Source organism: Agromyces sp. H66, from assembly GCF_004959775.1.
In the GTDB taxonomy this organism is placed as follows: domain Bacteria; phylum Actinomycetota; class Actinomycetes; order Actinomycetales; family Microbacteriaceae; genus Agromyces.
The window spans coordinates 220,260-234,568 of record NZ_SJZG01000007.1 but is presented as its reverse complement, the minus strand read 5'-3'; the positions used below and the strand labels follow the sequence as shown (position 1 = coordinate 234,568).

The window sequence follows — 14,309 nt, the reverse complement described above, 5'->3', positions numbered from 1 at the left end:
AACCCCCTCACCCAGAAGGGGTCACTACATACCGTCTAGGCTGGGAGCATGCGGTTCCGATCGGTGGACGTGACGAGTCCCGAGGCGGTGGCGGCGCTCGACGCCTACTTCGCCGAGCGTGCGGCGGGCTTCCCCGCCGACATGGGGGCGTATCGGCCCACCTACCCCGCTTCGCCCGCGTTCACTCCCCCGGCCGGCGTGTTCCTCCTCGTCGAGGACGATGACGGGCTCATCGGCTGCGGCGGCGTGCGGCGCATCGAACCCCGGCCGGACACGGGCGAGGTGCGCTACGAGATCAAGCACCTCTGGCTCCGGCCTGCGGCACGCGGCCGCGGCGCGGGCCGACGGCTGCTCGCAGAGCTCGAGCGGCGGGCGATCGAGTTCGGGGCGGAGGAGCTCGTGCTCGACACCAATGCGAGCCTGACGGCCGCGGGCGGCCTCTACCGTTCGAGCGGCTACTCGGCGATCGAGCCGTACAACGACAACCCGAACGCGACGCACTGGTACGGCAAGCGCCTGCAGCCTCAGATCAGGTAGGGTTCGGGCATTCCCGTCCGCAGTTCGGGCGGCAGGTGCGCGATGTCGTTGTGGGTGAGCAGGCTCCATGGGCGCCCCGACTTCTGCGTCAGCACCGTGAGCCCGCAGTTCGCCTGGTTGATGGAGAGCCACCGCCAGTCGGGCGCGCCGAGCGCCTCCCGCACCAGCCACGCGATCACGAAGTTGTGCGTGATGAGCAGGTCGTGCCGGTCCTCGCGATGCGATCGCAGGAATTCGGCGGCGGCATCCGCCATCTGGGCGCTGCCCGCCTCGATCTCGGCCTCCGTGACGGACCCGAAGAACGGGTCGTACACCTTCGGGGTCTCGGGGGCGGGACCCGACGGGATGCAGTCGAAGAGCAGGGCGGAGGGCTCGGGCTTCAGCGCCGGCATCTTCGCCGCGATGATCGCCGCGGTCTCGGCCGCGCGCTGGAGCGGCGAGTGCCACGCGTGGTCGAAGGGCACGCCGCCGAGCCGTTCGGCGAGGAGTTCCGCCTGCCGCCGCCCCCGCGGGGAGAGGGGGCCGTCGGGCATGCCGTGCTCAGCGTCGAGCTGCTCCCCGTGGCGGACGAGGTAGAGGTGATGGGGCACGTTTCTGCTTCCTTGCGCTGCGTCGGTGTCGGCGTCAGCCGACCTCGATGGTCGATGCGGCCGATTCGACCGCGCCATGGAAGGCCGACGCGTCGGTCGCACCCACGGCGACCAGCGAGAACGGCCGGGAGACGAGCTCCTGCGCGAGCGCCTGCACGTCGTCGACGGTGACGAGTGCGATGCGTCGGAGGGCCTCGTCGAGGTCTACGAACTCGCCGAGGGTCAGCTCGGCTCGTCCGAGTCGGGACATCCGGGTGTCGGAGTCCTCGAGGGCGAGTGCGGATGCCCCGCCGAGTTGCCCCGCGGCCCGGTGGAGCTCATCGGGGGTGATGCCGTGTTCGGCGACGCGTTCCAGTTCACTGCGCATGAGCGCTGCGACGGTGCCCGCCTTCGCGGGCGCGCAGCCGGCGTACATGCCGAACAGGCCCGCGTCCGAGTAGGCGGGGGCGAACGAGTAGACCGAGTAGGCGAGCCCGCGCCGTTCGCGCACCTGCTGGAAGAGCCGTGACGACATGCCCGAGCCGAAGGCGGCGTTGAGCACGCTCATCGTGGAGCGGCGCTCGTCGGTCGCGACGAGGCCGGGAACGCCCATGAGCAGGTTGACCTGCTCGATCGGCCGCGACACGACGGTGACCGCGGGCCCGGCCTCGAGGAACGCCGGCTCGGTGGACCGGCGCTCGACCGGCGGCGCCGGGATCTCGAGGTCCCACCCGGCACGCGTGAGTTCCCGTTCGAGGTCGGCGACGAGCAGGTCGTGGTCGACCGCGCCCGCGACCGTGACCACGAGGTCCTGCGGACGGTAGTTCGCCCGGTAGTGTGCCCACACCGCGTCGCGAGTGGCGGCGCGGATCGTCTCGGGATCGCCGCCGATGGGACGGCCGAGCGGATGCTCCCCCAGCACGGCCTCGAAGAACCGCTCGTTCGCGACGTCGGCGGGGTCGTCGCCGGCCATCGAGAGCTCCTCGAGGATGACGCCGCGTTCGTTGTCGAATTCGATCGGATCGAGCAGCGATGACGTGAACATGTCGGCGAGCACGCCGACCGCCATGGTCAGGTCGCGGTCCTGGACCTTGGCGTAGTAGCAGGTGTACTCCTTCGCCGTGAGCGCGTTGTGCTCGCCCCCGACCGAGTCGAAGGAGATCGCGATGTCGAGCGCCGTGCGCTCGGCCGTGCCCTTGAAGAGCAGGTGCTCGAGGAAGTGCGTCGACCCGTAGGTGGCGGGCAGCGCGCCGTCGGCGTGGTGCTCGTCGCGCGAGCCCACGGCCACCCAGAAGCCGACCGTGACGCTGCGGCTGCCCGGCACCTGCTCGCTGAGCACGCGCACGCCCGATGGGAGCACGCTGCGCCGGATCCGGGCGTCACCCGTCGCCGTGAAGCCGAGTTCGGACTGTCCGAGTGGGAGGTCGACGGCGCCGTTCATCGCGACCAGCCTATGTCACCGTGATCGGAACGGCGCCGGCGGTGCCGATCCGCGGCCGCTCAGGCGGACGCGCGGTCGAGCTCGACGAGCTCCGACCGGTGCAGTTCGACGGATGCCGCGGCGAGGAGTGCCTCGACCTGCTCGGGCCTCGTCGCACTCGCGACCGGCGCGGCGACGGTGGGCTTCGCGATGAGCCACGCGAGCGCGACGGTGGCCGGCTGCACGCCGTGCGCGAAGGCGATCTCGTCGAGCGCGGCGAGCACGCGGTGGCCGCGACGGCCGAGGTGGCGCGCGACGCGTTCGCCGCGGAGGTCGCGCCGGACGTCGGAACGCCGCCTGACCTGCCCGCCGAGGAAGCCGTTCGCGAGCGCGAAGTACGGCAGCACCGCGAGCCCCTGGGCGTGGGCCACGAGTTCCATGGCGCCCTCGAACGGCCGGCGCTGCATGAGGTTGTAGGCGGTCGTGAGCACCTCGAAGCGCGGCAGCCCGTTCGCGGCGAGCACCCGCGCCTCGATGAGCCGTTCGGGCGGGAAGTCGGAAGCGCCGATGGACCGGACCTTGCCCTCGGCCACGAGTGCGCCGACCGCGCCGAGGCTCTCCTCGAGCGGGACGGCGGGATCGTCGCCGTGGAGGAACAGGATGTCGATCCGGTCGGTGCGGAGGCGCGTGAGCGAGTCCTCGACGGCCGCCCGGAGTTCGGCCGGTGCGAGTCCGGGATGGTCGGCATGGCGACCGACCTTGGTCATGACGTGCATGCGGTCGCGGGTGCCCCGCGACGCCATCCAGGAGCCGATGATGGACTCGCTGCGGCCGGCGGCGTAGCTGTCGGCCGTGTCGATGAGGTCGCCGCCGGTTCCCGCGAAGCGGTCGAGCACGTCGAAGGCCGCTTCCGGGCCGAGGGTCCAGCCGAACGTGCTGCCGCCGAGCGCGAGCGGGTGCGTGGCGATGCCGGTGTCGCCGAGCGCCCGGCGCACGGGCACGGTGATGGGGCCGGACAGGGTGTTCGACTCGACCGTCTCGACGCGCACCGCCGGAGACGTCGCCGCAGCGCTCACCGGCACCTCGCCGAGCGCGTTCACGACCTCGTCGTCGACGAGCATGGCCCCCACCACGCTCGGCGGATGCGCACGGAAACTGTGCCGTCGTGCCACGAGCCCCTCCTCCCCAGGATTGCTACCGACGATACGTCCTCGGGGTACCTGTCCCCCGGAACCACGCGTGAACCGTTACCGAATCGTTTGCGAAATCCGCGTGTCGTGTCCCCCGAAATGGCGACTTCCGGGGGTATTGGTCCTCACTTCGGAGGACCGGATCTTGCCTCCGTGTTGAACATGCGTTTAGTATGATGAACATGCGTTCAGTTCCGCTCGAAGACGCCACCGCGGCGGTCCGCATCCGCGAGGCCGCCATCGTGCGCTTCGGCCGCCAGGGGTTCGAACGCACGAGCGTCCGCCAGATCGCCGCCGATGCCGGGGTCTCGCCCGCCCTCGTCATCCACCACTTCGGTTCGAAGGAGGGCCTGCGCGCCGCGTGCGACGAGGCCCTCGTGAGCCAGTTGATGACCGAGAAGTCGAAGACCGAGGCGCCGGCGATCGCGGAGACCATGCGCGAATGGCTCGACCGGCCCGAGCGGTTCGGCGCCTACATCGACTACTTCGCCACCATGCTCGCCGATGGCAGCGAGGGCGGGAACCGGCTGTTCGACCGGATGCTCGGCGAGACCGCCGCCATGATCGACCGCGGCGTCGCCGACGGCACGATGCATGCGTCGGCCGATCCCGAGATGCGCGCCGTCATGATCACGCTCAACGGCCTCGCGCCCCTGCTCCTGCGCGACCAGCTCGCGCGCGTGCTCGGCGTGCCGGTCACGAGCGCGGCGGCGGCGCGGCGGATGACCCTTCCGATCCTCGAGCTCTACACCCATGGGCTCTACACCGACAGCCGCATCCTCGACGCCGCACGTGCCGCGCTCGCGGGCACGCCGTCGACCGGCACGCCGACCCGGTCCGACAAGGGACCCGGCAACCCGAACCAGGACCCCGACCCGCCGAGACCCGAGAGCTCCCCGACCTGACGGGCCGCGCCGCGGCATCCGTCCACCTCTCTCCCGGAAGGACCGGCATGACAGAATCCTCCGCCGCCGTCACGACGCGCGGCCTCACCAAGCGCTACGGATCGCACACCGCGCTCCACGGCATCGACCTCGACATCCCGCGCGGCCGCGTGTTCGGCATGATCGGCCCCAACGGCGCGGGCAAGACCACGACCATGCGCCTGCTCCTCGACATCATCCGTCCCTCGGCGGGCGAACTGCACGTCCTCGGCGAGAACCCGCGAACCGGCGGGTCGAGCCTGCGCCGGCGCGTGGGCTACCTGCCGGGCGAGCTCCACCTCCAGGCGCGCGTGCGCGGGCGCGACCTGCTCGCGCACTACGCCGAGATCTCCGGAACGGTGCGCCGCGGCACGGTCGAATCGCTCGCCGACCGGCTCGGCCTCGACCTCGGCCGCCCGGTGCGCAGCCTCTCCAAGGGCAACAAGCAGAAGGTCGGACTCATCCAGGCCTTCATGCACGAACCCGAACTGCTCGTGCTCGACGAGCCCACGAGCGGGCTCGACCCGCTCGTGCAGCAGGAGTTCCACGCCATGCTCCGCGAGGCCAAGGCGAAGGGGCAGACCGTGTTCCTGAGCTCCCACGTGCTGAGCGAGGTGCAGCAGACCGCCGATGACATCGCGATCCTCCGTTCGGGGCGCATCGTGAAGCTCTCGACCGTCGGGGCGCTCCGCGAGACCGCGGTGCGCCACGTGCGAGTGGTCGTCGCCGACGCGGATGTCCCGGCCGCGCGCACCGCGCTCGCCGCGGTCCCCGGGGTCGGCGAGATCGCCGAGGCCGGCGACGCGGGTGCGACCCGCTCCCTGCAGACGACGATCAACTCGCACGTCGACGCGTTCGTGAAGGCCGTCGCCCGATTCGACCTCGTCGACCTCACGATCGAGGAGCCCGACCTCGAGGAGACGGTGCTCGGCTTCTACGGCACCGATGAGACCGCGACGGAGGGAGAGCGATGACGCGCGTGCTGCCCCTGTTCCGGCGGAACCTCGCCGACACCTGGCGCGGGCTCGCCGGCTGGACGGCCGGCATCCTGGCCGCGCTGTTCCTCTACCTGCCGCTGTACCCGTCGATCGCGGGCAACGGGCAGATGCAGGACATCCTCGAATCGCTGCCGCCCGAGCTCGTGCAGACGCTCGGCTACGACGACATCACGTCCGGTCCCGGCTACGCCCAGGCGACCTTCTTCGGCCTCATCGGCTTCGTGCTCGTCACCATCGCCGCCGTCGGCTGGGGAACGGGCGCCATCGCGAACGACGAGGAGAACGGCCAGCTCGAGCTCACGCTCGCGCACGGCGTCACGAGAGGCCGGCTCTACGCGGAACGCACGGCGGCGGTGCTGGTGAAGCTCCTGTGGCTCACCCTCGTCGCGGTCGCGGTGGTGCTCGTCCTGAACGAACCCGCCGAGCTCGAGATCCCCCTCGACGGGCTCCTCGCGACGGCGACGGCCTTCTTCGGGCTCGTCTCGCTCGGCGCCGTCGCGGCGATCGCGGTCGGCGGCATGACCGGACGGCGCAGCTGGGCGCTCGGCGCGGGCGCCGGCATCGCGGTCTACGGGTACGCCGTCAACGCGCTCGGCAACCAGAACGAGGACCTCGCCTGGCTGCACGACTGGTCGCCGTACAGCTGGGCCTACGCCGAGGACCCGATCTCCGAGGGCTGGGTCGGCCTGATCTGGCTGATCTTCGCGGTCGCCGCGGCGCTGCTGGTCATCGGCTGGCTCGTCTTCCGTCGGCGCGACGTGGCGGTCTGAGACCGAGGCGGATGCCGCGGCACAGCGTCGCGGCATCCGCTGCGTACGCCGTCGTCGGGTGTTCAGCGTCCCGCGCGCCGGACGATCGCCTCGGCCTGGCGCAGCACGGGCGCATCGACCATGCCGCCGCGGAACGCGAAGACGCCGGGGCCGCCCTCGGCCGCGGCGAGCACGTCGCGGGCCCATTCGAGCCGCTCGGGGCTCGGCCGGTACGCGTCCCGGACGACCGGCACCTGACCGGGATGGATGCACGCCGTCGCGGCGAACCCGAGGGACGCGGCATCCTCCGCCTCGGCGCGCAGGCCCGCGGCATCGCCGATGTCGAGGTGCACCGCGTCGATCGCGGCGATGCCGTTCGCACCGGCCGCCAGGAGCACGCTCGACCGCGCGTGCACGGCGACGTCGCGGTATCGCCCGTCGGCATGACGGCTCGACGAGCCGCCGAGCGACGCCACCAGGTCTTCGGCACCCCACATGAGGCCCGACACGTTCGGCAGCTCGGCGACGCGCTCGGCCGCCACGATGCCCCGCGCGGTCTCGCACAGGGCGATGACCTCGAGCTCCGCCAGTTCGACGAGGTCGGCCGTGCCCTCGCACTTGGCGAGCATGACGGTGCGGTAGTCCGTGGCCCGGAGTGCGGCGAGGTCGTCGGCGAAGTGCGGCGTGGAGGTCGGGTTGACGCGCACGATCACGCGCTCGGGATCGAGCGCCGACTCGACGAGGGCGAGCCGCCCCTCGTGCTTGGCGTCCTCGGCGACCGCGTCCTCGAGGTCGAGGATCACGGCATCGGCACGTTCCAGCGCCTTGGCGTAGCGATCGGGGCGGTCGGCCGGGCAGAAGAGCAGCGCGGGCCCGAACCGGAACGGCGGGTGCGTCATCCGCCCGTCCCGCCCTCGTCGGCTCCGGATGCCCCAGCCGCTGCAGCCCGCTCGCCCGCCTCGCGCGTCCACACGAGCATGGTGCGCGAGGCCGTGGCCACGACCTCGCCCTCCTGGTTCCGCGCCGTGTGCGCGAGCACCACGATGCCCTCGCCCGGGCGCGACGACGAGAGCCGCTTCGACTCCACGACGCTTTCGCCGTAGAGCGTGTCGCCGACGAACACCGGGTGCGGGAACGCGACCGCGCCGAAGCCCAGGTTGGCCACGAGCGTGCCCCGGGTGAGCTGGCTGACCGACTGGCCGACGAGCGTCGACAGCGTGAACAGCGAATTCACGAGGGGCCGGCCGAACGGCTGGCCCGCCGACCACGCCGCGTCGAGGTGCAGGGGCTGCGGGTTCATCGTCAGGGTCGTGAACAGCACGTTGTCGGCCTCGGTGACGGTGCGGCCGGGGCGGTGCAGGTAGCGCACGCCCTCCTCGAACTCCTCGAACCAGAGTCCGCGCTCCACGACCTCGCGCATGGGGACATCCGACATGTGACCTCCTAGCCGATGCCCAGCTCGCGTGCGATGACCATGAGCTGCACCTCGTTCGTGCCCTCGCCGATCTCGAGGATCTTCGAGTCACGGTAGTGCCTGGCGACGAGGGTCTCGTTCATGAACCCCATGCCGCCGAAGATCTGGGTGGCGTCGCGGGCGTTCGACATGGCCGCGTCGCTCGCGACGAGCTTGGCCATCGCCGCCTCCTTCTTGAAGGGGACGCCCGCGTCGGCCAGCCGGGCCGCGTGGTGCCAGGCGAGGCGGGCCGTGTGCACCCGCGCCTGCATCTGGGCGATCGTGAAGGCGATGTACTGGTGCGACGCGATGGGCACGCCGAACACGTTGCGCGTCTTCGCGTAGCCCACGGCCTCGTCGAGGCAACCCTGGGCGGCGCCCGTCGCGAGCGCCGCGATCGCGACCCGGCCCTCGTCGAGCGCGCGCAGGAAGTTGGCGAAGCCGCGGCCGCGCTCGCCCAGTAGGTTGGCGGACGGCACCCGCACGCCGTCGAAGGTCAGCGGATGCGTGTCGGATGCGCGCCAGCCCGCCTTGTCGTAGCCGGGTCCCACCGTGAACCCGGGGGTGCCGTTCGGCACGATGATCGTCGACAGCTCCTTGTCGGTGGAACCGTCGGGGCGGGTGCGTTCACCGGTCACAGCTGTGACGGTGACGAACCGGGTGATGGGCGTGCCGGAGTTGGTGATGAACTGCTTCGAGCCGTTGACGACCCACTCGTCGCCGTCGAGCACGGCCGTGGTACGCGTCGCTCCGGCGTCGGATCCGGCCTCGGGCTCGGTCAGGCCGAATCCGGCCAGCGCCCGCCCCGCCAGGAGGTCGGGCAGGTACTCCGCCTTCTGCTCGTCGGTGCCGTGCCGGTAGACCGGCATCGCGCCGAGTCCCACGCCTGCCTCGAGCGTGATGGCGATCGACTGGTCGACGCGGCCGAGCGCCTCGATGGCGAGGCACAGCGCCATGTAATCGCCGCCCTGGCCGCCGACCTCCTCGGGGAAGGGCAGGCCGAACAGGCCCATCTCGCCCATCTGCCCGACCACGTCCATCGACAGCGTGTGGGTGCGGTCGGCCTCGTACGACTGCGGGGCGACGACGGTGTCCGCGAATTCGCAGACGGTGTCGTAGAGCTCCTGCTCCTCGTCGCTCAGCTGATACGGCATGGGTTGCTCCTCATTCCTGGTGGGATGCGCTCGGTGCGGCGCCGTCGTGCGGGCCGCCCGAGGGGTCGGGGTCGGATGCCTCGGTGGGCTCGGCGTGGGGTTCGATGCGGGCGACCGCCTGGTCGCGGGCCACGAGATCGCCGACCGCGACCGAGATGCGCACGACTCCGTCGAGCCCCGCGACGACGCGGTGCTCCATCTTCATCGCCTCGATCGCGATGACGGCGTCGCCCTCCTCGACGGCATCGCCGTCGGCGGCGAACACGGCGGTCACGGTGCCGGGCATGGGCGCGCGCAGTTCGGGCTCGGCGGCGAGGCCGCCCCGCTCGGCCGCGTCGCGACGGCGCTGGGCGTGCGTGCGGCGGTCGATGCGCACGAACGCCGCCGCCTCGCCGCCGTGGTGCACCCAGACCACGTCGTCGCCGACCCGCACGACCGGCCCGTCGTCCGCGCCGGAGCCCGCGGGCATGGCGGCGACGGTACGGATGTCGTGCGGATGATCGCGCGGAGCGAGCAGCACCTCGGGTGCTCGAACGACGCCCGGGCGCCAGCCCGTGGCCGAGCGCCAGGCGGCGGGGCCGGCGGCATCCGCTCCGAGCCGTGCCCGGGCCTCCTCGCCGGCGAACCGCCGGGCCGCCGCCTCGACGAGCGTCGGCGACGGGTCGACGACGCCGGCACCGGCCTCGGGCATGCGGTCGATGAGCCCCGTGTCGAGGCGGCCCGCCTGCACGTCGGGCTCGGCGATGAGGCGCCTGAGGAACCCGACGTTGGTGTCCACGCCGAGCACGACGGTGTCGGCGAGGGCCCGGTCGAGGCGCTCGAGCGCCTCGGCGCGGTCGGCGCCGTGTGCGATCACCTTGGCGATCATGGGGTCGTAGTGGGCCGTGACCTCCTGGCCCTCGGCGATGCCCGCGTCGACCCGGACGCCCTCGCCGGCGGGCGGGCGCCACGCGAGCACCGTTCCGGTCGACGGGAGGAAGCCGCGGTGCGGCGTCTCGGCGTAGACCCGCGCCTCGATCGCGTGGCCGGCGAGCCGAACGTCGTCCTGCGCGAGCTCGAGCGGCTCACCCGCCGCGATGCGGAGCTGCTGCTCGACGAGATCGACGCCCGTGACGAGTTCGGTCACGGGGTGCTCGACCTGCAGGCGGGTGTTCATCTCGATGAAGAAGAACTCGTCGGGCGCGACATCCGACACCAGGAACTCCACCGTGCCGGCGCCGAGGTAGCCCACGCTCCGCGCGGCGTCGCACGCGGCCCGGCCGATGCGCTCGCGGGTGGACGCATCGAGGAGCGGCGACGGCGCCTCCTCGACGACCTTCTGGTGCCGACGCTGCAGCGAGCACTCGCGCTCGCCCAGGTGGATCACGGTGCCCGCGGCATCCGCCAGCACCTGCACCTCGATGTGCCGGGGACGCTCGATGAGGCGTTCGAGCAGGAGCGTGTCGTCGCCGAAGGCCGCGGTGGCGACCCGGCGCGCGGCGCCGATCGCGGTCTCCAGCTCGGAGGCGTCGCGTGCCACCTGCATGCCCTTGCCGCCGCCGCCGGCCGAGGGCTTCACGAGGATCGGGAATCCGACGTCCTCGCCGGCCGCGATGAGCGCCGCATCGTCGAGCTCGGGGTCGGCGACGCCGGGCACGATGGGCACTCCGGATGCCGCGACGTGCCGCTTGGCGCGGATCTTGTCGCCCATGACCTCGAGCGCCTCGTCGCCGGGGCCGACGAACACGATGCCGGCGTCGCGGCACGCCCGGGCGAAGCCGGCGTGCTCGGAGAGGAAGCCGTAGCCCGGGTGCACGGCCTCGGCGCCCGCGGCGAGCGCGGCGGCCACGATGCGATCGGGGTCGAGGTAGCTGTCGGCGGCGGGCGCCGGCCCGATGTGCACGGCCTCGTCGGCAAGGCGCACGTGCGGGGCGTCCGCGTCGGCATCGGAGAACACCGCGATCGCCCGGATTCCGAGCCGCTTCAGGGTGCGGATGACGCGAACCGCGATCTCGCCGCGGTTGGCCACGAGCACGCGGTCGAACGGGCGCGACCCGCGGGCGACGGCGACCGGTGCGGTCGCGAGGATCGGGGCGATGTCGGGCGTGCTCATGAGCGTCTCCATCCGCCTCTCTGCAGGACCGCGCGCCATGATCAGTTAGCGCGCACTAACCGGATCTGATGTTAGTGCTCGTTAACTGAATTGACAAGAGGGCGTCGCGAGCGGATCAGCTCGCCGGGATCGCCAACGCGTGGCACAGCCGGTCCAGCCCGAACTCGAACGCCCGCTCCACCTCGCCCCCGAGGCGGAACGCGCCGGCGAGCTCCATGCTCACGAACCCGGTCGCCCACGCCGTGAACGTGCGCGCCGCATCGAGGACTCGTTCCTCCCCCGCGAGCCGGGCGGCCACCCGCAGCACCGGAGCGCTCGCCGCCTCGAGCGAGGCGGGGTCGAGGCGAAGGTCGGTGCCGGGCGCGAGGATGAGACGGAATCCGGCCGGCCGTTCCCGTGCGAAGTCGCGGCCCGCGCGCACGAGACGCGCGAGCGCGAGTCGCGGATCGTCGTCGGCATGGGTCGCGGCAGCCTCGACGCGTGCCCCGAGCTCGCGGAGCGTCGCGTCGGCGACCAGGGCGACGAGGTCGCCGCGGTTGCGCACCCGCTTGTAGAGGGAGGGTGCGCGCACGCCGACCCGGTGCGCCACCGCCTGCATCGTGAGCCCCTCGTGCCCGCTCGATTCGAGCAGGTCCCGCGCCGCTCGAACGATCTCCTCGAGTGACGTGCGCTCGGGCGTCGGCATCGGTGCCCCTCCTCGGTGATACGATCGGATCCATCCTAAGCTATTGACCATAGCTACTTCAGCTATGTATCATAGCCATCGATCACCCGATCGCCCGCAACCCGCAGGAGACACCATGAAGCTCGCACCCTCGCTCCATCGCGTCGGCAACGACATCGTCGCCGTCTACCTCGTCGATGCGCCCGAGGGCGTGACGGTGGTCGATGCGGGGCTCGCCGGCCAGTGGAAGGAGTTCCTCGGCGAACTCGACGCCATGGGCCGCTCGATCGACGACGTTCGCGGCATCGTGCTGACCCACGGCGACTCCGACCACATCGGCTTCGCCGAGCGGCTCCGGCGCGACCACGGGGTGCCCGTGTACGTGCACGAGGCCGATGCGGCCCGCGCCCGTGGCGAGGAGTCGACCAAGCCCGCGTGGGGGCACATGAAGCTCGGCGCCGTCGCCCGGTTCCTCTGGTACGCGCTGCGCAAGAACGGGCTCACCACGACGCCGATCGCCGAGGTCGTCACCGTCCGCGACGGCGAGGTGCTCGACCTGCCCGGTTCGCCCCGCGTCATCGGGCTCCCCGGCCACTCCCCCGGCTCGATCGCGATCCACGTGCCGGCGGTCGACGCCGTCTTCGTGGGCGACGCCCTCACCACACGGCATGTGCTCACGGGCGCCGACGGCCCGCAGCCCGCACCGTTCACCGACGACCCCCGCGGGGCACTCGCATCGCTCGCCCGGCTCGAGGGTCTCGGCGCCACCTGGGTGCTGCCCGGCCACGGCACGCCGTGGAACCGCGGGGTCGACGAGGCCGTGCGCGAGGTGAATCGCGCGGCCGCGGCATCCACTCAGTGAGGCGCGCCCTACATCCGGAACAGGCCGAAGGCCGGCTCGGGCAGCGGCGTGCGGCTCGCGAGCTCCAGGGCGAGCGCGAGCACGGTGCGGGTGTCGGCGGGATCGATGATGCCGTCGTCCCAGAGCCGCGCGGTCGAGTGGTAGGGGCTGCCCTGCTCCTCGTACTGCGCGCGGATCGGCTCGCGGAACGCCTGCTCCGCGGCATCCGGCCACTCCTCGCCGCGCACCGCGAGCTGGTCGCGCTTCACGGTCGAGAGCACGGATGCCGCCTGCTCGCCGCCCATGACGGAGATGCGCGCGTTCGGCCACATCCAGAGGAACCGCGGCGAGTACGCGCGCCCGCACATGGAGTAGTTGCCCGCGCCGAACGATCCGCCGATCACGACGGTGAGCTTCGGCACGCGCGTGGTCGCCACCGCGGTGACCATCTTCGCGCCGTGCTTGGCGATGCCGCCCGCCTCGGCGTCGCGGCCCACCATGAAGCCCGAGATGTTCTGCAGGAACAGCAACGGGATGCCGCGCTGGTCGCACAGCTCGATGAAGTGCGCGCCCTTCATGGCCGACTCGCTGAACAGCACGCCGTTGTTCGCCACGATGCCGACCGGGTGGCCGTCGAGGTGCGCGAATCCCGTGACGAGGGTGTCGCCGTACTCGGGCTTGAACTCGGCGAACTCGCTGCCGTCGACGAGCCGCGCGATGACCTCGCGCACGTCGTAGGGCTGCTGCACGTCGACCGGCACGGCCGCGGTGAGCCCGGCCGGGTCGACGGCGGGCGGGCGGGACTCGCGCACGGTCCAGGCGCGGGGCGCCTGCTCGGGAAGGGTCGCCACCATGTCGCGCACGAGCTCGAGCGCGTGCTCGTCGTCGTCGGCGAGGTGGTCGGTGACGCCCGAGACGCGCGAGTGCAGGTCGCCACCGCCGAGCTCCTCGGGCGTGACGACCTCGCCGATCGCGGCCTTCACCAGCGGCGGGCCGCCGAGGAAGATGGTGCCCTGGTTGCGCACGATCACGGTCTCGTCGCTCATCGCGGGCACGTAGGCGCCGCCCGCCGTGCAGGACCCGAGCACCGCGGCGAGCTGTGGGATGCGCAGCGACGACAGCTGCGCCTGGTTGAAGAAGATCCGGCCGAAGTGGTCGCGATCGGGGAACACCTCGTCCTGCAGGGGCAGGAAGGCCCCGCCCGAGTCGACGAGGTAGACGCAGGGCAGGCGATGCTCGCGGGCGACCTCCTGCGCGCGGAGGTGCTTCTTGACGGTCATCGGGTAGTACGTGCCGCCCTTGACGGTCGCGTCGTTGCAGACGACCATGACCGGCCGGCCGTGCACGAGTCCGATGCCCGTGATGATGCCGGCCCCCGGCGAGTCGCCGTCGTAGAGGCCGTCGGCGGCGAGCGGGGACAGCTCGAGGAACGGGCTGCCCTCGTCGAGGAGGCGGTCGACGCGGTCGCGCGGCAGCAGCTTGCCGCGGGCGACGTGCCGGTCTCGGGATGCCTCGGGCCCGCCGAGGGCCGCGGCGGCGAGCTTCTCGCGGAGCTCGCGCACGAGCTCGGCGTGCCCGGCCGCGTTGCGCCTCGACGACTCGCTCGCCGGGTCGATGGCCGTCGTGAGGGTGGTCATGCGTCCGCCTGTCTGCGTCGACGACGCGCCCCCTTGTGCGGGGCACGGGATTTCGGTTAGTGTGCACTAACTCGATTCCCGA

14 protein-coding genes are annotated in these 14,309 nt (G+C 72.1%); 5 read left to right on the top strand and 9 right to left on the bottom strand.

Annotation, left to right across the window (positions count from 1 at the left end):
* Nucleotides 1–48 precede the first annotated feature (48 nt).
* Nucleotides 49–537, top strand: coding sequence for a GNAT family N-acetyltransferase (locus tag EZM51_RS13805; protein WP_136708835.1), 489 nt, complete (start codon nucleotides 49–51; stop codon nucleotides 535–537).
* Here the strand turns inward: EZM51_RS13805 and EZM51_RS13800 are convergent.
* The 3 genes from EZM51_RS13800 to EZM51_RS13790 are packed head-to-tail and all read right to left on the bottom strand — an operon-like array spanning nucleotide 525 to nucleotide 3,698.
* Nucleotides 525–1,127: a histidine phosphatase family protein gene (locus EZM51_RS13800; RefSeq protein ID WP_136708834.1), complete on the bottom strand. Its 603-nt coding sequence runs from the start codon at nucleotides 1,125–1,127 to the stop codon at nucleotides 525–527. The two genes, EZM51_RS13805 and EZM51_RS13800, sit on opposite strands and share 13 nt — an antisense overlap.
* A 34-nt stretch (nucleotides 1,128–1,161) precedes the next feature.
* Nucleotides 1,162–2,547: a pitrilysin family protein gene (locus EZM51_RS13795; RefSeq protein ID WP_136708833.1), complete on the bottom strand. Its 1,386-nt coding sequence runs from the start codon at nucleotides 2,545–2,547 to the stop codon at nucleotides 1,162–1,164.
* Nucleotides 2,548–2,606: 59 nt separating this feature from the next.
* Nucleotides 2,607–3,698, bottom strand: coding sequence for an aldo/keto reductase (locus EZM51_RS13790; protein ID WP_248305658.1), 1,092 nt, complete (start codon nucleotides 3,696–3,698; stop codon nucleotides 2,607–2,609).
* A gap of 200 nt (nucleotides 3,699–3,898) precedes the next feature.
* Between EZM51_RS13790 and EZM51_RS13785 the strand changes: the two genes are divergently transcribed.
* The 3 genes from EZM51_RS13785 to EZM51_RS13775 are packed head-to-tail and all read left to right on the top strand — an operon-like array spanning nucleotide 3,899 to nucleotide 6,407.
* Nucleotides 3,899–4,621 (top strand): TetR family transcriptional regulator, encoded by a 723-nt coding sequence (locus tag EZM51_RS13785; RefSeq protein WP_169053911.1) that lies wholly within the window; start codon nucleotides 3,899–3,901, stop codon nucleotides 4,619–4,621.
* 47 nt (nucleotides 4,622–4,668) lie between these two features.
* Nucleotides 4,669–5,613 (top strand): ABC transporter ATP-binding protein, encoded by a 945-nt coding sequence (locus EZM51_RS13780; protein ID WP_136708831.1) that lies wholly within the window; start codon nucleotides 4,669–4,671, stop codon nucleotides 5,611–5,613.
* Nucleotides 5,610–6,407: an ABC transporter permease subunit gene (locus EZM51_RS13775; RefSeq protein WP_136708830.1), complete on the top strand. Its 798-nt coding sequence runs from the start codon at nucleotides 5,610–5,612 to the stop codon at nucleotides 6,405–6,407. Before EZM51_RS13780 ends, EZM51_RS13775 begins: the two co-directional genes overlap by 4 nt.
* Before the next feature lie 62 nt (nucleotides 6,408–6,469).
* On the opposite strand, the gene EZM51_RS13770 is transcribed toward EZM51_RS13775, so the two are convergent.
* The 5 genes from EZM51_RS13770 to EZM51_RS13750 form a co-directional block, all read right to left on the bottom strand.
* On the bottom strand, nucleotides 6,470–7,285 hold the full coding sequence (locus tag EZM51_RS13770) for a CoA ester lyase (RefSeq protein WP_136708829.1): 816 nt from the start codon (nucleotides 7,283–7,285) through the stop codon (nucleotides 6,470–6,472).
* Entirely contained in the window at nucleotides 7,282–7,821 is a 540-nt protein-coding gene (locus tag EZM51_RS13765; RefSeq protein ID WP_248305657.1) for a MaoC family dehydratase, read from the bottom strand. The genes EZM51_RS13770 and EZM51_RS13765 overlap by 4 nt, the downstream gene beginning before the upstream one ends.
* 8 nt (nucleotides 7,822–7,829) lie before the next feature.
* Nucleotides 7,830–8,993, bottom strand: coding sequence for an acyl-CoA dehydrogenase family protein (locus tag EZM51_RS13760; protein WP_136708828.1), 1,164 nt, complete (start codon nucleotides 8,991–8,993; stop codon nucleotides 7,830–7,832).
* A 10-nt stretch (nucleotides 8,994–9,003) separates the two neighbouring features.
* Nucleotides 9,004–11,085, bottom strand: coding sequence for an acetyl-CoA carboxylase biotin carboxylase subunit (locus EZM51_RS13755; RefSeq protein ID WP_136708827.1), 2,082 nt, complete (start codon nucleotides 11,083–11,085; stop codon nucleotides 9,004–9,006).
* 115 nt (nucleotides 11,086–11,200) lie between these two features.
* Entirely contained in the window at nucleotides 11,201–11,770 is a 570-nt protein-coding gene (locus EZM51_RS13750) for a TetR/AcrR family transcriptional regulator (protein WP_136708826.1), read from the bottom strand.
* A 115-nt stretch (nucleotides 11,771–11,885) separates the two neighbouring features.
* Here EZM51_RS13750 and EZM51_RS13745 point away from each other — a divergent pair, with 115 nt between their 5' ends.
* Nucleotides 11,886–12,611: an MBL fold metallo-hydrolase gene (locus EZM51_RS13745; RefSeq protein WP_136708825.1), complete on the top strand. Its 726-nt coding sequence runs from the start codon at nucleotides 11,886–11,888 to the stop codon at nucleotides 12,609–12,611.
* 8 nt (nucleotides 12,612–12,619) lie between these two features.
* Here the strand turns inward: EZM51_RS13745 and EZM51_RS13740 are convergent, their stop codons facing one another.
* Nucleotides 12,620–14,227 carry a carboxyl transferase domain-containing protein gene (locus tag EZM51_RS13740; RefSeq protein WP_136708824.1) on the bottom strand — a complete coding sequence of 536 codons (1,608 nt, stop codon included), beginning with the start codon at nucleotides 14,225–14,227 and terminating at the stop codon, nucleotides 12,620–12,622.
* Nucleotides 14,228–14,309 lie beyond the last annotated feature (82 nt).